Annotated in this window: 13 protein-coding genes and 1 other annotated feature; of the genes, 8 read left to right on the top strand and 5 right to left on the bottom strand. The window is 34.2% G+C overall.

The window, feature by feature from the left end; translation table 11 throughout:
* Nucleotides 1–13: 13 nt before the first annotated feature.
* The 3 genes from BM120_RS07395 to BM120_RS07385 all read left to right on the top strand — a co-directional run bounded on the left by BM120_RS07395 (nucleotide 14) and on the right by BM120_RS07385 (nucleotide 4,367).
* Nucleotides 14–1,084 carry a methyltransferase domain-containing protein gene (locus BM120_RS07395; protein ID WP_091994542.1) on the top strand — a complete coding sequence of 357 codons (1,071 nt, stop codon included), beginning with the start codon at nucleotides 14–16 and terminating at the stop codon, nucleotides 1,082–1,084.
* Between the two features lie 12 nt (nucleotides 1,085–1,096).
* Complete coding sequence (locus tag BM120_RS07390; RefSeq protein ID WP_091994541.1) at nucleotides 1,097–2,452, top strand: MATE family efflux transporter; 1,356 nt, start codon at nucleotides 1,097–1,099, stop codon at nucleotides 2,450–2,452.
* Between the two features lie 277 nt (nucleotides 2,453–2,729).
* A complete protein-coding gene (locus BM120_RS07385) occupies nucleotides 2,730–4,367 on the top strand; it encodes a DEAD/DEAH box helicase (protein ID WP_091994539.1) in 1,638 nt (545 codons plus the stop codon).
* A gap of 231 nt (nucleotides 4,368–4,598) precedes the next feature.
* Here BM120_RS07385 and BM120_RS07380 read toward each other — a convergent pair whose 3' ends face one another.
* Nucleotides 4,599–7,409 carry a transglycosylase domain-containing protein gene (locus BM120_RS07380; protein WP_091994537.1) on the bottom strand — a complete coding sequence of 937 codons (2,811 nt, stop codon included), beginning with the start codon at nucleotides 7,407–7,409 and terminating at the stop codon, nucleotides 4,599–4,601.
* Between the two features lie 141 nt (nucleotides 7,410–7,550).
* On the opposite strand from BM120_RS07380, the gene BM120_RS07375 reads away from it, so the two are divergent.
* Nucleotides 7,551–9,101 (top strand): ABC-F family ATP-binding cassette domain-containing protein, encoded by a 1,551-nt coding sequence (locus tag BM120_RS07375; RefSeq protein ID WP_091994536.1) that lies wholly within the window; start codon nucleotides 7,551–7,553, stop codon nucleotides 9,099–9,101.
* Nucleotides 9,102–9,237: 136 nt separating this feature from the next.
* On the opposite strand, the gene BM120_RS07370 is transcribed toward BM120_RS07375, so the two are convergent.
* Nucleotides 9,238–10,785 (bottom strand): 4Fe-4S dicluster domain-containing protein, encoded by a 1,548-nt coding sequence (locus tag BM120_RS07370; protein WP_091994534.1) that lies wholly within the window; start codon nucleotides 10,783–10,785, stop codon nucleotides 9,238–9,240.
* 337 nt (nucleotides 10,786–11,122) lie between these two features.
* Nucleotides 11,123–11,350 (top strand) — a binding site (T-box leader).
* Nucleotides 11,351–11,466: 116 nt separating this feature from the next.
* Between BM120_RS07370 and BM120_RS07365 the strand changes: the two genes are divergently transcribed.
* Both BM120_RS07365 and BM120_RS07360 read left to right on the top strand, forming a co-directional pair.
* A complete protein-coding gene (locus BM120_RS07365) occupies nucleotides 11,467–14,118 on the top strand; it encodes a valine--tRNA ligase (RefSeq protein ID WP_177187399.1) in 2,652 nt (883 codons plus the stop codon).
* A gap of 310 nt (nucleotides 14,119–14,428) precedes the next feature.
* The gene (locus tag BM120_RS07360; RefSeq protein WP_091994533.1) at nucleotides 14,429–15,334 is read left to right on the top strand and encodes a CPBP family intramembrane glutamic endopeptidase; all 906 of its coding nucleotides are present in this window, start codon (nucleotides 14,429–14,431) and stop codon (nucleotides 15,332–15,334) included.
* Nucleotides 15,335–15,451: 117 nt separating this feature from the next.
* Here BM120_RS07360 and BM120_RS07355 read toward each other — a convergent pair whose 3' ends face one another.
* The 3 genes from BM120_RS07355 to BM120_RS07345 form a co-directional block, all read right to left on the bottom strand.
* Nucleotides 15,452–15,991, bottom strand: coding sequence for an ECF transporter S component (locus BM120_RS07355; RefSeq protein ID WP_091994531.1), 540 nt, complete (start codon nucleotides 15,989–15,991; stop codon nucleotides 15,452–15,454).
* Between the two features lie 313 nt (nucleotides 15,992–16,304).
* A complete protein-coding gene (locus BM120_RS07350; protein WP_091994530.1) occupies nucleotides 16,305–17,735 on the bottom strand; it encodes an aminoacyl-histidine dipeptidase in 1,431 nt (476 codons plus the stop codon).
* A 40-nt stretch (nucleotides 17,736–17,775) separates the two neighbouring features.
* Nucleotides 17,776–18,402 carry a GntR family transcriptional regulator gene (locus tag BM120_RS07345; RefSeq protein ID WP_091994528.1) on the bottom strand — a complete coding sequence of 209 codons (627 nt, stop codon included), beginning with the start codon at nucleotides 18,400–18,402 and terminating at the stop codon, nucleotides 17,776–17,778.
* Nucleotides 18,403–18,806: 404 nt separating this feature from the next.
* Here BM120_RS07345 and BM120_RS07340 point away from each other — a divergent pair, with 404 nt between their 5' ends.
* Nucleotides 18,807–20,144, top strand: coding sequence for a bifunctional folylpolyglutamate synthase/dihydrofolate synthase (locus BM120_RS07340; protein ID WP_091994527.1), 1,338 nt, complete (start codon nucleotides 18,807–18,809; stop codon nucleotides 20,142–20,144).
* 197 nt (nucleotides 20,145–20,341) lie between these two features.
* A complete protein-coding gene (locus BM120_RS07335; protein ID WP_091994525.1) occupies nucleotides 20,342–20,959 on the top strand; it encodes a hypothetical protein in 618 nt (205 codons plus the stop codon).
* The last annotated feature ends 48 nt before the right edge of the window (nucleotides 20,960–21,007 follow it).

Genomic DNA, 21,007 nt, shown 5'->3' with positions numbered 1-21,007 from the left:
AGGAGGAAATTTTATGAATGAAATATACAGTCCTGATGCTTTTCTAATGAAAATTTTTGAAATGCCCTATTATGTTATAGGAGTAAAAACTTTAGTCAATTCACTTCGTTTGGGTGTATTTGAAGAACTTAAAGAGCCTAAAACAAGTGATGAGCTGGCAAAAGTAAAAAACTGGAATAAAAAAAATACCGAAATTTTTTTACAGACTTTAAGAGCATTAAAGTATGTTGAAAAAGAAAAAGAGAAATATAAAAACACATCGGATACAAATAAGTATTTGGTTAAAAGTAGTGAAGATTATGCAGGAAGTGTTTTGGCGTCTTTCGGAACTGATTTGGGTGGAGTTTTTCAAGAGGATATTTCTTCTTTGTTGGAAATAAATTTAGATAATAAAAGCTATAAATTCCAAAACGATGAAAAGGTAGAAGACAGGGTAGCTTATACAGAAGATGATCAAATAGATTTTTCTAAAATGGAAAATACATTTAGAACTATTCAATCCGGATATAATCTAAAACAAATGAAATGGCTTTTATCAAGAGTATTTAAAATAAACAAAGGAAAAACACTCCTTGATTTGGGTTGTGGGGCAGGGATGTATTCACTTGCTTTTTCAAAAGAGCATTCTGATATAGAGCTTACCTTATATGATTTGTCGTCTATGGGAGATATTATAGGTAGATCCATTGAACTAACCGAAATGAAAGAACGCGCTAAGCTTATAACGGGAGATTTTACAAAGGATGATATAGGAAGCGGATATGATGTTATTTTTTCTTCAAGCTCAATATATGCTGCAAAGCACTGTTTAGATGATTTTATGGGAAAAATTTATCAGGCATTAAATCCTAATGGAATATTTGTGTGCATAGCTGACGGAATAGACAAAGATTACAGTGAGCCTTGGGATATGGTAGTTTCATGGTTTATATATAGAATGAAGGATATGTATTTGGAAGTAACTAAGGACATGGTAAAGGATTCAGCCATAAAAGCGGGATTTGTTTCGTTAGAAAAGATGTCTGTTATATCTTCAGGAGGACATCTTGATGTGGATATTCTTCAAAAAATTGTGAAGGAGTGATAATTAGTAAATATGGAAGCAACAAAAGAGAAGACGATGATACTTAATGATAAAATGTTGAAAACTTGTCTTAAGCTTTCTCTTCCTGCGGTTATTGCTATGTTTTTATACGGGCTAAATACCGTCCTTGATGCGGTATTTGTAGGAAGACTTGTCGGAGAAGAAGCTCTTGCTGGAGTATCTATAGTTTATCCCTTAACTCAGATAGCTCTTGGCTTGGGGTCTTTAGCCGGAACTGGAGCAGGCTCTTATCTTAGTATTTTGATAGGAGAAAATAACAAAGAAGTACAAAAAAGGATATTGGGAAACACTAACACCCTTATTGTACTTTTGAGTATATCCACTGTGATATTTGGATTTTTATTTATGAATCCCTTGCTTAATTTAATCGGAGCAAGAGGAGATAACTTAGCTTATGCAAGAGAATACTACAGTGTAACTCTTTTCGGAGCTATATTCTGGATAGGTGGTCTTGCATATAATATGATTGTCAGAGCAGAAGGGAAGATGAAAACAGCGGCAATTATGATGGGTATAGGAATGGTTGTTAATATTGTATTTAATTATCTCTTTATGGCCGCTTTAAATATGGGAGTTAGGGGTGCAGCTTGGGGAACTAATGTTGCAATGTTTGTTTACTGCTTGTTATTTTTCATCTATTGCAAAAGAAAAAAAGCGAGCTTTGAAACCGATGAAATGAAAATATATTTTGATAAGAGTATTATTAAAGAAATTGTAAATATCGGTATGCCATCATTTATTATGACCATTATGACAGTTATTCAGGGGATAATTATTCTAAAAGCTCTAAATACATTCGGAACTACATCGGATGTATCATTCTATGGAATGGTATTTAGAATTTTAAACCTTTTAATGACACCGATTTACGGTCTTATGAGAGCCTTACAGCCTGCTGTCGGAATTAATTACGGGGCAAGAAAAATGGACAGAGTAATCGGATTTTACAAGCTATTTTCAGCCGTTGCCTTTGTACTTATACTTCCGATGTGGCTTATATCAATAATTGCACCGGAGTTTGTACTTCATTTAATGCTTCCTACAGGGGAATTTAGTATAACAAATTTGAATTATTTTCGGGTTATCATTTTAATTCTTCCTATGCTTTGTCTGGTACTTACGGCAATGACGTTTTTCCCTGCTATTAAAAAGCCGAAACCGGCTATGATGATTGGTATTGGAAGACAGGTATTTTTGTATATTCCGCTTATGATTATCTTACCTAAACTTTTCGGGATAGGATCAATTTATTACGGCTCGTTTGCGATAGACACTTTATTAACTTTAATAATTGTACTTATGCTTGTAAAGGAATTTAAAAGCTTACGAACAATGAAAAATAATTAAATGTAGTATATACAAAAAAATTGAAAGGGAGATGATTTTCCTTCGTTTCAGAGAGCTTCTCGTATCAAAAGGTAGGAGCTCTCTTTTTTGTTCAAAAAATATTTGGAATTTAAAAAAATTAGATATTTGCATATGACTGATGAACAAAAATACATTTATAAAAATGTAAAAAGATATATATCTGATGAAATATATTACTATCGTGATTTTTGTATTACTTGCAATTTATATTCATAAGAAGTATAATAAAGGGATGTATATTTAGAAAGGAAAATTTATGGAAATAACAAGTTTTAATGAGCTACAAATAAATGAAAGAATTAAAAAAGCGATAGAAGCTTTGGGGTATGAGCAACCTTCTCCAATTCAAGGAAAGGCCATTCCTGTGTTTCTGGAGGGGCATGATTTAATAGGGCAAGCGCAAACTGGTACAGGTAAGACTGCGGCTTTTGGTATACCCCTATTGAATAAGGTAGATCCTTCAGATAGGCGCTTGCAGGTGATAATACTTTGTCCTACAAGGGAGCTCGCGATTCAGGTATCAGAGGAAATAAGGAAGCTGGCTAAGTATTCTACTGGAATAAAGACATTGCCAATATATGGTGGTCAACCAATAGATAGACAGATTAAAGCATTAAAGGGTGGAGTACAAGTTGTAGTTGGTACACCAGGAAGAGTAATAGATCATATCAATAGAAGAACTTTAAAGGTTCAATGTGTCAATACAGTAGTTCTAGATGAGGCAGATGAAATGCTAGACATGGGATTCAGAGAAGATATTGAGACTATATTGAGCAATATCCCAGAAGACAGACAGACAGTTTTATTCTCAGCTACTATGCCCAAATCAATTTTGGATTTGACTGCTAAGTATCAGAAGGCTCCTGTCAATATAAAGGTAGTTAGAAAAGAGCTTACAGTATCCAATATCAAGCAATTCTATATAGAGACAAGAAATTCGAATCGCTTAGAAGTGCTAACAAGATTAATTGATGTATACAATCCAAAGCTATCTGTGGTATTTACTAACACAAAAAAAGGTGCAGACGAGCTGGTTTCAGATCTACAAGCGAGAGGCTATGGGGCTGATTCTCTTCATGGTGACATGAAGCAGGCACAAAGAGATATAGTTATGGATAAATTCAGGTCTTCTACAATAGATATTCTTGTAGCTACGGATGTTGCTGCTAGAGGGATTGATATAGATGATGTGGAGTGTGTTATCAATTATGAGCTGCCACAGGATGAAGAGTACTATGTTCACAGAATAGGTAGAACTGGCAGAGCTGGTAGAGAGGGTATTGCATTTTCTTTTGTTTTCGGAAGAGAAATGAGAAAATTAAAGGATATAGAGAGATATACAAGGTCGAAGATATTGAAGCATTCAATTCCGACTGTTGACGATGTGGAGCAAAAGAAAGTAAGCCAATTCTTTGCTGATGTTAAGGAGACTCTTGAAGAAGGTAAATTTTCAAAGCAATTACAATGGGTTGAAGAATTTTTAAATGAAGAAGACTATTCAATTATTGATTTATGTGCAGCAATAGTCAAAAACAGCATTGGAGACGAGGAAAAGCAAGAAATTAAGGAAGAAAGATCATATTTTGATCGTAGAGGTGAAAGAAGAGGCACTTCAAATGGAAAATCCAGAAATTTCAATAACTCAAGGGATATGGCTAGGCTATTCTTAAATGTAGGTAGAAACCAAAAAATTCAAGCTAAGGATATACTTGGATCTATTGCAGGTGAGACAGGCGTGAGAGGAAAGCATATAGGTAATATAGATGTTTATGATAAATATACCTTTGTTGATGTAGATAAAAGCAAAGCAAAGACAATAATATTGAAGATGAAAAATAGAAAAATAAAAGGAAATAAGTTAAATATTGAATTTGCAAATAGAAGTGGGAGATAATCATTAAATATTTTGAGAAAATGATATTTTCCCTTCCTAGTAATGTATGATGCTGGCTATACTAATATGTCTATGTATGATGGTGGATGGTTTGAATGGCAGATGAATAAAGTTATTTTTACAGATATATGGCTTTATTTTATTCAAATTTATTTTATTCAAAAAAATAGAAATTAATAATCGAAAAATAAGGGACTGTCTCAAATTTGAATCAGTCCCTTTGTTTGATTATTAATTTCCTGTTACTTGGTTATATGTTCCTTGATTGTAATTTCTCTGAGAGTTGTAGTTTTGCTGAGTATTATAGCCTTGCCCATATGATCCAGAGCCTCTTGAGCTAGTTCCAGTACCAGTACCTGTTCCTGTGCCTGTTCCAGAGCTTGAGCCAGAGTCAGTTTGATCTGTTGCTCCTTGAGTCGTACTTTTTCTTGTAGGCTGTACATAATAACTATATCTATCAGGCGAAGTACCTTCAATAAATGCTGCCAATACACCATAGGACGATCTTCCACCATCTATTGGGTTAATAGTAGTCATATAAACTTTGTCAGGCTTGACAAAATTCTTGTATTCTAAGTTTTGGTGAACCTTGTTCATTATTTTTCCCCATAGCTTTGCTGCTGACATGGAGCCTCCACCTTCAATTGCTCTTCTCTTCATAGTAGTTCCATCCTCATTTTTTGTACCGGCATCGTCACCTATGTAAGTTGATCCTACATAATAAGGTGTGTATCCTACAAACCAAGTGTCCAAATAGTTATTTGTAGAGCCGGTTTTGCCTGCTACAGGTATTCCAGAGTAAAGTGACGCATTTTGACCAATACCTTCAGTGATTACCGCTTTGAGCATATCTGTAAGCACGTACGACACTTCTGGATCTACTACCTTGTGAGTTTTAGGCGTATTTTTTATTATCATTTCACCGTTGTAAGTAGTTATTGTAGTGAATATTTCAGGTTCAACATATACTCCACCATTTGCCAAAGTTCCAAATGCTGCTGCCATTTGTAAAGGAGTAACACCCTTTGTAAGACCTCCAAGAACTAATGAGTTAAAGTGACGGTCAGATCTCTGTAAGCCTGCCTTATTTTCTTCCTTGAAATCCAAGATGGTAGTTAATCCAAAGTTTCTCAGATAATCCATCATCACATCAATTGTATCGTCATATGTTGGTCCGAGTAATTCGCCAACCTTATATGCTATTGTATTTGATGATAATGCGAGACCATGTCTTATTGACATTGAACCATATCCTTGAGTAGTAGTTTCTGGGTTATCAGCTCTATTCTCACTAAATCTGTAGCCGCCTCTTACATCGGAAATCAATGTAGATTGAGTAACCTTTTGAGTATCAATTGCAGCTGTATATACGGAAAGAGGTTTTATTGCAGAACCAGGCTGATAAGGAGTAATAGCTCTATTCAATGTTTTTCTTGCTTTGATGTTACGTCCACCTATTAATCCCTTTATATTACCAGTTTTATAGTCTATTATAACCGATGCAGACTGCGGCTGACTTAGACCGCTAGAAGTAATCTTGTGGTTAGGAAAGTTAGAGTTTTTTTCGTATTCTTCTTCAATTGATTGCTGTATCTTTGGATCTATTGTCGTGTTAATTATCAATCCACCATTGTAATACATATTTCTAGCTTCTTCCTCTGTCTTACCTTGCTCCATCAATGCATCGATGACATCGTATTCTATTAAACTCTCAACAGAGTTTGCTATTTTTTCGCTCGAATCTGGAAATCTAATGTTAATATTTTCCTTCAGTGCAGTGACGTATTCTTTATCAGAAATGACGTTAAGCTCTTTCATTTTAGCCAAGACAATTTCTTGACGGGCTTTTGCATCAGGATTGTTGATTGCTTTTCTGAAAACCAAGTCTCCGCTTTTTAATTGTTTATAGGTATCGCTGTCCACAAGATCCCATTCATAAAGCTTTTCTATCATATCCTTTTCGACCTTATTTGCAGCTTGTAATCCGTCGCTCGCTTGGAAATATAATAATTTATGATCAAGATCATTCTTAGTTTCATTTCCAGTAATTCTTGCTGTTATGTAAGGTGCATACTTTGATGGGTTTCTTGTTACCCCAGCCAACATCGCTGCCTCACCAAGAGTCAGATCCTTTGAATGCTTGTCAAAATATCCCATGGCACCGGATTCAGCTCCTACAAGCCCCTTGCCGACAAAGTAGTTGTTTAGATATATTTCAAGTATCTTGTCTTTGCTTATTGTCTTACTCATTTCAAGGGCATAGTAAATATCTTTAATCTTTCTACTAAAGGTCTGATCACTACTTGTCAGCAACACCTTGGATACCTGCATGGTGATAGTACTGCCACCCTGAGTTCTACCCAATAGCGTCTTTACAATTGAACGTCCAAGACCCCAGTAGTCAACACCACCATGTGAGTAAAAACGCTCATCTTCTATAGAAACTATTGCTTTTCTAAGATATGGTGAAATGTCACTAAGTGGCACAGGTGATTTTTTGTAAAGTGTTGGCGCTGTTGACATGGTTTCGCCGTTTGCATACTTAATAGTAGTTGTTTGATGAGTGAGCTTGTCCAACAATGCCTCGTTTACAGGCTTAACATCCTTAAGCGAGGCAAATACAAATCCCAAAACACTTGCGAAGGTAATTATAAGCAGTGCTATGAATGTTCCTATTATCTTCTTTTTTCTTTTACTTCTCATTTTGCGTTTTGCAGCCTTTGATGGTGTTTTAGTGCTCTTTTTATTATCATTATTTTTACGAGAATCTAGTAGGCTTTTCACACCACTGCTTTCATTTTGAGAAGCATTGACTGCTCTAGTTTTTGAAGAGGTATTTGAACTTTTCGTGCTTTTTCTAGTTGGGCTTCCTTGACTTGGAGATTTTGATTTTCTCTGATTTTTCTCTTTCTGTCTTTCGGAAGGCAACTTCAAATTATTTTTATCAAAAGATGTATTATCATTTGAAGAGCTGTTATTTTTTTTATTGGAAGATACAACTCTTCTTCTAATTTTATTATCTTCAGGATTTTCTTTTTTCATTATTTGTAACCTCCTTACTTCTTAAATATTATATCATTAAAACGAAGTTGAATACAATATATACTTGAACTAATTAGCAATTTATAATATTATATATGCGTATGTATTTTTTTGACGCTAGTTTATATAAGGGAGGCAAAAATGCTAGTAGTAGAAAATGTTAGCCACGGATATGGTGCGAGAACGATTTTGGAAGATGTTTCATTTAGAATAAGAAAAGGCGAGCATATAGCGTTAGTTGGTCCAAATGGTGAGGGAAAGTCAAGCTTTCTAAATATTATTACCATGAAGCTAATGCCAGATGCTGGTACGATTAAATGGTCAAATAGAGTCAAAGTTGGATATTTGGATCAGCACACTGTTTTGGAAAAGGGAAAAACTATAAGAGATATATTAAGAGCTGCCTTTAAACATATGTTTGAGCTTGAAAAGGAAATGCTTGAAATATACGACAAAATGGCGGCGGCTTCAGACAAGGAGATGGCAAAGTATCTTGAGGATACGGCTGATATTCAGACAGTACTTGAACACAGCGGATTTTATACAATTGATGCAAAAATTCAGGAGGTGGCGAATGGCCTTGGGCTTGGAGAAATTGGATTAGATAGGGAAGTTTCTGATTTGTCAGGAGGTCAGAGGACAAAGGTGCTTTTGACAAAATTACTTCTTGAAAATCCCACTATTTTAGTTTTGGATGAACCGACAAATTTTCTGGATGAAGAGCATATTAATTGGCTGGTAAAATATCTTCAAGAATACGAGAATGCATTTGTATTGGTTTCTCATGACATTGATTTTATCAATAATACTTGTAATGTGGTGTATCATCTAGAAAATGGTGAATTAAACAGATATAAAGGGAATTATGACGAATTTGAAAGGCTAAATGAAATAAAAAAGCGTCAGGAGGATCAGGCATACGAAAGGCAAGTTGAAGAAAGAAGGAAGCTTGAAGATTTCATCGCCAGAAATAAAGCGAGGGTTGCGACGAGAGGTATGGCTAATTCTAGACAGAAGCAGCTAGATAAAATGGAAATTTTGGAAAAAAGACGAGAGAAAATTAAACCATCTTTTTTGTTTAGGGATGCAAGAGCCAGTGGAAAGGTTGTATTCGAAACAAAGGATCTAGTTTTAGGATATGGAGAGCCACTTACAAAGCCGCTTAATTTTAGGCTTGAGAAAGGAAATAGAATCGCATTAAAGGGCATGAATGGAATAGGGAAATCCACTTTGCTTAAAACCCTGCTGGGAATTGTTAAGCCTTATAATGGATCTGTATCATTGGGAGATTATTTAGAGGTAGGCTATTTCGAACAAGAGAGCTCACATGAAAATACAAATACTGCTCTGGAAGAGGTTTGGAATGAATATCCAGGCTTGGATAATATTGATGTCAGACGTGCTCTGGCAAAATGTGGACTTTCAAATGAGCATATTACAAGTCAGATGAAGGTTTTATCTGGAGGGGAGGCTGCAAAGGTTAGATTATGTAAGATAATGCTAAAAAATATAAATTTTCTTGTGCTTGACGAGCCTACCAATCATCTAGATGTAGCTGCAAAGGATGAGTTGAAAAAAGCGATAAAGGAATTTAAAGGAACTGTTTTGTTGGTTAGTCATGAACCTGAATTCTATAATGATGTGGTAAATGAGGTGTGGAATATAGAAGACTTTACAACAAAGGTTATATAAAATTAGAGCAATTTAAAAATCGTAAATAAAAAATAAATATAAAAAAGCTCGTACAGTCAGTTTTGTTATAAAAACTATGTGTAACGAGCCTTTTTACATTTAACAGCAATTTGTGAATGTCGTTTTATGATTTTATTTATTTTTCGATATTCCAATCGTCATACCAAGAATCATCAAGATTTGCCAGAACATGAGAAAATTTACTTTCGTTGGCAACCTGAAGAGGAGCTTTCTTTTTATAGACATTTACAGTAGCTGCACTCTTGCTTACTGGCTGAATAGTACCAGTTCCAGCTACACATCCTCCAGGGCAAGCCATTCCTTCTAGCAAATAGCCCTTTCTTTTTCCAGCCTTGGCAAGCAATAACATATTCCTACATTCTTTTAGTCCATCAGCACTGTCTACAGGAACCTCTCTTTCTGGATCTATTTTTTTTATTACATCTACAACTGCATTTACAACTCCTCCAGACACTGCAAATCCTCTACCTGCAGCAGTACCATAGTTCATATCCTTTGCAGGCTCTATTTCTTCTAATTGTATGTCCTTCGCTTCGAACATACCCATGACTTCTTCAAAGGTCAAGACATAGTCAACATGGCTTTTTACAGAATTTCTAGTTGCCTCCAATTTTTTTGACACACATGGACCTATGAATGCAACCTTTGCATCTTCATGTTTTTGCTTAATAAATCTTGCGGTAAATACCATAGGAGTCATCGCCATAGATATATTGTCTTTGAATTCAGGGAATTGCTTCTTCGCCATTACTGACCAAGAAGGACAACAAGAGGTTGCCATAAATTCAAGCTTATCAGGTACTTTTGATAAATAATCTTCGGCCTCCTCTATTGTACATAGATCTGCTCCTATTGCGACTTCTACGACATCAAAAAATCCTAGCTCAATAAGAGCGGCTTTCAATTTTTCTGGAGTTACCTTTGGTCCAAATTGACCTACGAAAGCAGGTGCTATTTCGGCAATTACCTTGCTTCCGGATTTTATTTCTTGAATCAATTGATAAATCTGAGTTTTATCAGCTATTGCACCGAATGGACAGGATGAGATGCACACGCCACAAGAAACGCATTTTTCATAATCTATGGTAGCTCTTCCAAATTCATCGGATTTTATTGCATCCATACCACAGGAAACGGCACATGGTCTTTCCATTTTTATAATAGCTGAGTAAGGGCAAACAGATTTACATCTTCCACATTTTATGCATTTTTCTTGATCTATAAAGGACTTTCCATTTACCATTGATACTGCATTCTTTGGACATACTTCGATGCAAGGTCTCGCCAAGCAGCCTCTACACATATCAGAGGTTTTGTATACATTGTCTGGACATGAATTACACGCAAATTTTATAATATTTACAAATGGTGGTTTGTGTATAATATTGCTCACCGATTTTTCATCGATACCAGTAGACAAGGGTGCGTGTTCATTTATTTTCCTAAGTGGCATACCCATCGCCAATCTTACTCTCTCGCCTACTATGGCTCTTTCCAAAAATATACTTTCTCTAACGGTTGCTATTTCACCGGAAATTATTTTGTATGGAATATTTTCCAATTTATTGTAGTCGTTATCTCCTTCATATGCAAATTTTGCAACTTCTGTAAATACATCTCTTCGAACTTTTGCTATTACAGTAAAAATACCTTTTAAGCTCATAAATACCTCCAAAAATATCACAATTTATACTTAATATAATATATAAATTACACAAAATAAAACACATAAAATAGGTCTATAAAAATCAAGTAAAGAACGTTATGAATTTTACTCTGTATATAAACCATTTCCTAACAAGTATAACATATATGACCGTCAAAATAAACATTGAATTACGAATAAAATAGGTCATTTTATAGATTATATATATTAAATGTATCGCAGTTTATCGGAAAAATTTATCATGAATATTCGTAATATTGTAAAAATATAAATTTTATGTTGCATTTTATTATTTTTTGTTATATAATCATTTACACTATAGTGAATATATTTGTCAAATGCTTTGATGAAGAGGAGTAGATGTGCAGTAGATTTCAGAGAGAAGACTATGGGTGAGAGGTTTTTATTGAGGGTGCATTGAAGGTAGCTTTTGAGCAGATCGTATGAAGATTAAACCCTGTAGTTTAGCTGTGTAGTACGATACGTGTAATTACGTTAAAAATTTTGAGTGTCGGAAATTTTTCCGAAATTAAGGTGGTAACGCGAGCATTTCGTCCTTTTGGATGGAGTGTTCTTTTTTTATAGCTTTGTATTTTTATGAAATATAAGAAAATACAAAACTATCAGATAGATATATTAATATTTATTTGTGAAATTATAACAAGTAGGAGGTATATTATGAGTAAGAATTTAGCAAAAAACTACAATCCTAAAGATTTTGAAGAAAGGATTTATAGAGATTGGGAAGAAAAGGGATGCTTTAAATCGAGTATCAATAAGGATAAAAAACCGTTTACGATAGTGATGCCACCACCAAATATTACGGGTCAATTACATATGGGACATGCACTTGATGATACGCTTCAGGATATACTTATAAGATGGAAGAGAATGGATGGCTACGAGTCACTATGGATTCCAGGTACAGATCACGCATCAATAGCTACAGAAGTAAAGGTTGTTGACAGAATTAAACAGGAAACAGGAAAAACAAAGTACGAGGTTGGTAGAGATGAATTTTTGAAAAAAGCCTGGGAATGGAAGGATGAATTTGGCGGGAAAATAGTAAATCAGGTGAAGAAGCTTGGTGCATCTTGTGATTGGGAGAAGGAAAGATTTACGATGGATGCTGGATGCAACAAAGCCGTTACTAAATTTTTCGTTAAATTATATGAAGAAGGTCACATATATAGAGGAAACAGAATAATAAACTGGTGTCCAGATTGCTTGACTACACTTTCGGATGCAGAAGTAGAGCATGAGGATATGGAAGGCTTTTTCTGGCATATCAAGTATCCAATAAAGGATAGTGATGAATATCTTGAAATAGCGACTACTAGACCTGAAACAATGTTAGGAGATTCTGGTATTGCTGTTCATCCAGATGATGAAAGATATGCACATCTTGTTGGAAGGGTTGCCATATTGCCATTGGTTGGAAGAGAGCTTCCAATAGTTGCAGATGAGTATGTAGACAAAGAATTTGGAACTGGAGCAGTAAAAATGACTCCAGCTCATGATCCAAATGATTTTGAAGTAGGTAAAAGACATGGACTTGAAGAAATCAACGTAATGCATGATAATGCGACGATGAACGAGCTTGCTGGAAAATATGAAGGAATGGATAGATATGAATGTAGAAAAGCACTGGTAAATGACCTTGATAAAGCCGGCTATTTATTGAAGGTTGAAAAGCATGACCATGCTGTTGGAGCTTGCTATAGATGTCATACTGTAATAGAGCCTAGACTATCTCTACAATGGTTTGTAAGGATGGATGAGCTTTCGAAGCCAGCAATAGAAATACTAAAGAGCCAAGAGCTAAAATTTGTTCCTGAAAAATTTGATAAGACTTATCTTCAGTGGTTAGATAATATCAGAGATTGGTGCGTATCTAGGCAGCTGTGGTGGGGACACCAAATTCCGGCATACTATTGTCAAGATTGTGGGGAAGTAGTGGTTTCAGAAAGTGCACCTACATCTTGTCCAAAGTGCAATTCTACACATTTCAAGCAAGATGATGATGTTCTTGATACTTGGTTTTCATCAGGATTATGGCCCTTTGAAGTGTTAGGTTGGCCTGAAAAAACTCCGGAATTGGATTACTACTATCCAACATCAGTGCTTGTTACTGGATATGACATAATCTTTTTCTGGGTTGTAAGAATGGCGTTTAGTGGTATGTTCTGCATGAATGAAAAGCCATTTGAGCATGTATTAGTTCACGGCTTGGTTAGAGATTCGCAGGGTAGAAAGATGTCGAAGTCACTTGGAAATGGTATAAATCCTCTAGATATAATCGATGAATTTGGAGCTGATGCTTTGAGATTTACTCTTGCAACAGGAAATTCACCTGGTAACGATATGAGATTTTATATGGAAAGAGTTGAGTTCGCTCGTAACTTCAACAATAAATTGTGGAATGCATCTAGATTTGTATTTATGAATTTGGAAGACGAAGCTTTACTAGAAAATCTTGATAGAAATGCAATTTCAAAGGCTTTAACTTTGGCGGATAAATGGATAATCTCCAGAGCCAATAGAATAGTTGGCGAAGTAACTGACAATATGGATAAATTTGAACTAGGTATTGCACTTCAAAAGGCATATGAGTTTACTTGGTCTGAATATTGTGATTGGTATATTGAAATTGTTAAACCAAGGCTGTATGGGGAGGATAGGGATGCCAAGAGAGCGGCACTTTACACATTAACATATGTGCTTGAAAAGGTATTGAAGCTTCTACATCCATTTATTCCGTTTATTACAGAGGAAATATACTCTTATCTTCCAGCTGTTGATGGATTAATAATAACTGCTGAATACCCTAGATACAGTGAAGAAGACAATATGGAAAGTGAAGAAGAAAAAATGAACTTGATAATGGAAGCCATTAGAAATGTCAGAAATGTAAGGACAGAAATGGATGTTCCACCTTCAAAAAAAGCAAAGATAATAATTGTTCCTTCTTCAGATAAAAAATCTGCAATGGAAGATGGTCAGGAGTACTTTAAGGCATTAGCATTTGCTTCAGCTGTAGAAATAAAGGATGTAAAAGCTGGGATACCTGAAGATGCAGTAGCAATAGTTATTGATGGTGTAGAGATATTTATTCCTCTTGATGAATTAGTGGATTTTGAAAAAGAGAGAGAAAGATTATCCAAGGAAAAAGAAAAGGCGATTTCTGAGATAAAGAGAGTAGAAGGAAAGCTAAATAATCCTGGATTTATGGGTAAGGCGCCTGAAAAACTAATAGAAGAAGAAAAGGCGAAAAAAGAAAAATATGAAGAAATATTAAAAACAATTGAAGAGAGATTGTCAAAATTATAAAAATGATTTAGATTCACTATTGTGAGATAAATCTACAAATAATACGATAATATAAAAGTCACATTATATATGTGTCAGTATTTCAATTTCAACTCTGTCGGATTGCTGATATGATTTTTGGATGCTGTTATAATATATTGTGACTTTTTTATTTTATCGAAACGCTTTGGATTTAAATTTATTTGTTATATTGAAATTATTTAAATATTATAAAGCTTGTCTTAAGAAAAGATTAAATACATTGAATTAACAAAATAAAACCTGTATAATTTAGATGAAGATGTGTTTAGAGTAATAAAGGGGGAGTTTTATGAAAAATAAAAATGACGAAGTTAAATTAGAATGTAGCAAATGCACACATGGAAATATTTTCTTGAGAGCACTGGGTAATCCAATCGATTCGTGGTATAGATTACTATTGGCGTGCTTTCTATTTATAGGGGTTTACTATTTTCTTCGTGAGGCTAGCTCTATATTGTTTGATTTATTTTTGACTAATTTCATATCAGGAACGGCAAGCTTGAATCCAATTTATGAGTCGAGATTTACAGATTGGTTGATTTTTATGTTTGTTCCTTCAATCATGTCAGCGTACTATATCGTATATAAGTCTTCACCTAAGCTGCTTATTTCAATAAAGCCTGGTTTTAGATGGGGATGGTTTATCAGATGCTTGGTAATAGTTGCTCCAATATCCGGAATATTGATAATAGGTCAATCAGCCTTAGAAATGGAATCTGAGCTAGTATTTTCGAATTTTACAATATCATCTGTTTTGATAACAGTGGTGATGTCTTTTTTACAATCGGCAGGAGAGGAGTTTGTTTTTAGAGCAGGTAGCTTGCAGATATTTTCAACTGTTATAAAATCAAACAAATGGGCATGGATTCTGCTTTGTACTCTAATCTCCATAATATTCGCTTTGATGCACAATCCTAATAATTTTTCAGCTACATTGTATTTATTTGCTACAAGCTTGCTTATGTTTGTATTGGTTTATTACACTGGTGGAATAGAGGCGAGCATAGTGCTTCATTCAGCAAACAATCTGTTTTTAAACCTGTTGACAGATTTTTCAAATATAGAAGTAGATTTTAATGCGAGCTCGCATTTTAGTGGTGGAGATTTGATGGGAAATTTAGTGGTAATAGGATTAAATGCTGCGATTACACTGCTAGTAATGTTTATGTGGAATAGATATCAAAAAAAGGTATAAAAAGCATATTTAAAAAAAGATATAAAAGTATATTTAGTTAAAAAAAGGATTATATATTCATGTAAAAAAGGCTCATATATTCATACGAGATGAATTTTTCGAGCCTTTTTTGCTTTGTTATTTATATACTCTTTTTAAGCCTTTAATAATTGGAAGTGCAATCAATGCACCTACAATTCCTTGGGCAAGATCTCCCGGCATTGATGTAAATGGTGTGATCCAGCTTCCATAAAGGATGACCTCTGTGAAGTAGTATCCAATTATCATCCAAATTGTTGAAATCAGCATCGCAATGATATTTATGACAATGCTATTTCCATTTTTTCCGTTTATGTGAGATATTTTTCCCAGCATATATCCCATAATACCTCTTATAACGAATGTAAATGGAGCCCAAGCTGCCCAGCCTGATAAAATATCGAAAATTGCCATACCGAAAGCACCTGAAATAGCACCCTTCTTTTCTCCAAAAACAATGGCAGAAATAAATAGCATACCTGTGCCAAGGTGTATTAGACCACCCTTCATAGAAATTGGAAGAGTTATGTTAATAAATCCTGTGGCGACAAATACAAGTGCTGTCAATAAGGCACATTCTACCAAATCCTTAGTTGTAAATTTCGAGTTACTCTGTTTTACTGTATTACTTTCAATCAATTGAAACGCCTCCTTGTATAATATAGTTACAGTTATAGCTTGTTGTATGTAGATCCAGGTGAAAATTATATTTATATTATTTATACATTATTTATATATTATAATACCTTCATAATATCTTCGTTTGAAATAATATTACTGCTTACGTATTATATTATACTTGCAAATGTATTTAATTAAAAGAAAAACGATACATTTGGTATAAATATCCAAAATGTATCGTTACAATGGTAAAATTATGTTTTAGAACAATTGCAGAGAATAGCTCTAATAAATCATAATAATAAATATTGTTTATAGACTATAGCCTTTGCTATTTAAGATTTTCCAACAATTTCTTAGTGAATTTCCACATTCTTTCAACAGATGATATACTCATATGCTCCAGTGGAGTATGTGCATCTTTGATATCTGGTCCAAAGCTGATCATCTCTGTATTTGGAAGTATGCCCTTCAATAATCCACATTCCAATCCGGCGTGAATAGAAGATATTTCTGGAGTTTTGCCAAATAATTCTTCATAAGCTTTGACGCTTATATCTCTCAATTTTGATTCAGCTTCATATTGCCAAGCTGGGTAAGAAGCATATTCCTTACTATTTGCACCAAATGCCTCACAAAGTGAAGCGATTCTGTTTAATATTTCTCTCAAGGAGCTTGTAGAAGCAGAACGAACTGATGTAACAAGTACAAGCCTTCCATCTTTCTCACCGATTATAGCATTGTTAAGTGATGTCTGAACCAGACCGTCGATATCCTTACTCATATATTGAACTCCATCTGGCAATACCATCAAGAAGTTGATAAGTCTATTGCTCAAATCTTTTGTGTATGTTTCTGTTGTATTTGAAGCCTGAACTGAAATATTCAAGCCTGGTTCTTCAACTCTATATTCTTCTTTTATGTCATCTATTAATTTTTCTACTGAAGCTTTTAATTCAATATAGTTATCACAAGTAAATACAGCTTTTGTGAAGCTAGGTACAGCATTATGTTTAATTCCACCGTCAATAGATGCCAAAACGATATCCTTTTTGATGGAGTGAAGAATTCTTGCGGCAAGCTTTATTGAGTTACCTCTTTGCATATGTATTTCAGCACCTGAATGCCCACCCTTTAATCCAGATACAACAAGCTCGTAAGCCTTTGAGCTTGTGCTTTCTCTTTCGACCTCAAAAATAGAGTCGATGTTTGAGCCACCGGAACAGCTTACCAGGAAGCAGCCCTCCTCTTCTGTATCAAGGTTCAAAAGTCTTGTTCCTGTAAGATGCTCGTTAGTCAATGCCATTGCACCATCCATACCAGTTTCTTCATTAGTCGTAACCAATAATTCTATTGGTGGGTGTGGAATGTTGTCTGCATCTAATATTGCTAATCCGTAGGCTATTGCTATTCCGTCATCTCCGCCCAAAGTGGTTTTGTTAGCTCTAAGAATATCACCATCAACAATCATTTCAATAGGATCGGTGTCGAAGTTATGGCTTGAGTCATCTGTTTTTACGCAAACCATATCCATATGTCCTTGGATAATGACAGTTTCAGAATTTTCATATCCTGGTGCTCCTGGTTTCTTGATTATTACGTTTAGGATATCATCCTGGTAGACTTCAAGATTTCTCTCCTTTGCGAAGTTAACCAAAAAGTCACTGATTTCCTTTTCGTTTCCAGAGCTTCTTGGATGTTGATTGATTTCATAGAACCATTTGAATACTTCCTTCGGTTCAAGATTGCTTAAATTATTCATTATACTAAACCTCCACAAAAAATTATAAATGAAAATTTTATTAAAACAAAGCTTCCTTTACTCTTGATACGAAATCGTTGATATGTTCTCTAGAGTATTTTTCAGCTTTTATTTCGTCATTTTCTTCAATTGCTTCAATAATCAGCTTAAACGTTCTAGTAAATATCGTCATATCTGTAAAGTATCCCTTACAGTAGTGCCACAATCTTTCGGTATGTAGATGAAGTGATTTTAGAGTTGAAGTTAACCAAGGGTTATTGCAAGCTTCCAGTATTATAGAGTGAAACTCCTCATCATAATCTATGGCTTTCTGATAGTCATCATTTAGAGATAATTTATCAAGCTCTGCAGTTATTTCCTTCAATCTATTTAGCTGTTCTTTTGTTATATAGTTTACAGCATTTCTTGTAGCAAGAGGATCTAAAACAGAGGTCAATTCAAATAAGGATTTCATAGTTGTGAAATCAATAAATGCAACTTGAACTCCATACCTTGGAACGATGTTCAGTAACATATCCAATTCAAGTCTTTGGAATGCATTTCTGACTGGAGTTCTACTTATATCGAATTCTTTTGATATTTCTATTTCGTTTAGCACATGTCCGGGTTTGTACTCATTTTTTACAATTCTCGACTTAAGTTCTTCGTATATATCAATTTTTTTCATAATAACACCCCTAATCTTTATGATTTATTTGTAATTTATGAGAAACTTATTCAATAAATATATTATATAATGTATGTTAGTAAAAAACAACTGTTATAGTTTTGAATATACAAAAAAATCTTTTATAAACGTAGAATTATTAATTTTTATTAAATGTTTTATTTTATTAAAAAGCATCGAGTATAATTTGGTGAATATTTTTACAAAAAATTTCAAATATTTCATTATTTATGGTATGATAGAATATAAGCTTTAGTATTTTTTTATATTGGCTACTAAATGGATGGTGCGAGATACTTTTTATATAGATTTATTAAAAAATAGATGAGCAAAGCTTTGTTTGTAAATATGCTCAAGCATTTGAGCTGGTAATACAATTTAAGAATTAAAAGGGAGAAGAAATTATGAATTATGAAGAGTCAATATGTTATATACATAGCTCAAATAAATTTGGCATGATTCTAGGATTGGAAAGTATATCAGAGCTTTTGGATAGGCTTGGTAATCCTCAACGACAGCTGGAATTTATCCATATTGCTGGTACTAATGGTAAAGGATCGACAGCTGCTTTTATCGCCAATATTCTGCAAGAAAGTGGGTACTGTACAGGTCTATATACCTCGCCGTTTTTGGAGGTATTCAATGAAAGAATAAGGATAAATTTTGAAAACATATCAGATACTGATTTGGCAGAGATTACTACTAGAGTGAAAATTGTGTGTGATAGTATGATCAATGATGGGCTGCCACATCCAACTGAATTTGAGATTGTTACTGCGATTGCGTTTTGCTATTTTTGCATGAAGGATGTAGATGTAGTTGTATTAGAGGTAGGTCTAGGTGGAAGCTATGATGCCACAAATGTGATTGAAAAATCACTCGTGAGCGTTATTACATCGATTAGCATGGATCATACACAGGTATTGGGAGACACAATAGAAAAAATAGCCTATGAAAAGGCCGGAGTAGTGAAACAAAGAGGTGTAACATTTTTATACGACCAAGGGATGAGTGTAAAAAAAGTGATAGGAGATGTTTGTAATAAAAAGGAAAATAAATTGATTGTATCCGATTTTTCAGATGTGATAATAGAGAAATATAATTTAAATAATCAGATATTCTCATTCAAGGATTATCTAAGGAATGAACGAAAAAACTACAAAATAAGGCTTCTGGGGGAGCATCAGGTTAAAAACTGTATTTTGGCGTGTAATGTTGCATTTTTTCTAATGAACAATTCTAGGTTTGTAAAAATTTCTGAGGAAAATATAAGAAATGGGATATTGAATACGAGGTGGGCTGGAAGATTTGAAATTATCTCCGAAAAGCCTCTTCAAATAGTCGATGGAGCCCATAACCTTGATTCTGCAAAAATGTTATCAAAGGAAATTGATAGATTGCTTGATGGTTATGACAAAACTCTTGTCATAGGGGTATTAGAAGACAAGGATGTAGATGGAATAGTAAAGGCTCTGGTGCCTAAATTCAATAGAGTTGTCGTGACATTGCCTGATAGTCCAAGGTCTATGTCAGTTGAGGCTTTATCAATTAGAGTAGGTGTGTATTCAGAGGATATTGTTTGTATTGAAGATCCTGAAGAGGCGATAAAGTTTGCAATAGAAAATGTTAATAAAATTAAATATAGAAATAAGAAAGGCAAATTTGCTATCGTAAGTGCGGGCTCTTTATACTTGATAGGGAAGATAAGGATGGCAAATAAAATGGCAAAAAAAGGTGTATGATAAACGGGCATTTATATCTAAAAAAATTTGTAGCTGAATAAACAAAAAAATTAAAATCATTTTTAATAGTTAATAAAAAAGATTGTTAAATATTAGTAAAAGTGATATAATAAAATTACTAGCTTTATTGTATGACTTGCGATACGTCACTTTGAGAAAACGTATTGTGATAATTAAGTAATTAAGAGGTGAATAGAATGGACAATCAAAAAAGGGAAAATTTGAAAAAAACATATATTAGGATGTTACAGCAGGAAAGGTTTGTTCAGGCTAGTGTTGATATATCTGATGAGTATGGACTTTATGACGATTTGGGTAAAGATATAGATGATACTTGTGGTCAAATTGAGATAGATGATGTCGATAGTATTGTGGATAAATATGAAGGCGACGTAAGGTGGCTTGAAAAAAATTTGGCGATAATAGAAAATAGATTTGCCTACTCTGTAAAGAAAATAATCGATGCTGATGAAAGTCAGATGATGCACTTGAAGGACGCGTTCTATAAAATGGGGACGGAGGTTGCTCCGGAATATGAAGGTAAACCCGTTATCGAGATATACTGGGTGATTAGAAACCTATTGTTGGATGGTGGAAAATCTGAAGAGTTCAATAAAATAGTGGATGACAGGTACGATGAAGTTGTATGGACGAGAACGAGACCTACTACGATGAAGTACTGGACATATTGGGATTTAGATTTTCATAAATACTATACGGAGCTAAGAAGGGCATTTATCAAAGGAATATTGGAAAAAACTGATATTGAATTTGTTGTTATAGAAGAAAATGTGATATCTTTAGCTAGAAGGTAGGCTATAATTAGCTAGAAGGTATGTTCTAAAAAAGGAGAGTACAGTGAT

Source organism: Peptostreptococcus sp. D1 (genome assembly GCF_900112955.1).
In the GTDB taxonomy this organism is placed as follows: domain Bacteria; phylum Bacillota; class Clostridia; order Peptostreptococcales; family Peptostreptococcaceae; genus Peptostreptococcus.
Note: the sequence above shows the minus strand (reverse complement) of the source record. Positions and strands in the feature narration are given on the sequence as shown.

Bases quoted from the DNA above. Each gene is read 5' to 3' on its own strand.
- BM120_RS07375 (WP_091994536.1), top strand. From the start codon at position 7,551: ATGCTAGTAGTAGAAAATGTTAGCCACGGATATGGTGCGAGAACGATT.
- BM120_RS07340 (WP_091994527.1), top strand. From the start codon at position 18,807: ATGAATTATGAAGAGTCAATATGTTATATACATAGCTCAAATAAATTT.
- BM120_RS07390 (WP_091994541.1), top strand. From the start codon at position 1,097: ATGGAAGCAACAAAAGAGAAGACGATGATACTTAATGATAAAATGTTG.
- BM120_RS07385 (WP_091994539.1), top strand. From the start codon at position 2,730: ATGGAAATAACAAGTTTTAATGAGCTACAAATAAATGAAAGAATTAAA.
- BM120_RS07380 (WP_091994537.1), bottom strand. From the start codon at position 7,409: ATGAAAAAAGAAAATCCTGAAGATAATAAAATTAGAAGAAGAGTTGTA.
- BM120_RS07345 (WP_091994528.1), bottom strand. From the start codon at position 18,402: ATGAAAAAAATTGATATATACGAAGAACTTAAGTCGAGAATTGTAAAA.
- BM120_RS07335 (WP_091994525.1), top strand. From the start codon at position 20,342: ATGGACAATCAAAAAAGGGAAAATTTGAAAAAAACATATATTAGGATG.
- BM120_RS07370 (WP_091994534.1), bottom strand. From the start codon at position 10,785: ATGAGCTTAAAAGGTATTTTTACTGTAATAGCAAAAGTTCGAAGAGAT.
- BM120_RS07365 (WP_177187399.1), top strand. From the start codon at position 11,467: ATGAGTAAGAATTTAGCAAAAAACTACAATCCTAAAGATTTTGAAGAA.
- BM120_RS07360 (WP_091994533.1), top strand. From the start codon at position 14,429: ATGAAAAATAAAAATGACGAAGTTAAATTAGAATGTAGCAAATGCACA.
- BM120_RS07350 (WP_091994530.1), bottom strand. From the start codon at position 17,735: ATGAATAATTTAAGCAATCTTGAACCGAAGGAAGTATTCAAATGGTTC.
- BM120_RS07395 (WP_091994542.1), top strand. From the start codon at position 14: ATGAATGAAATATACAGTCCTGATGCTTTTCTAATGAAAATTTTTGAA.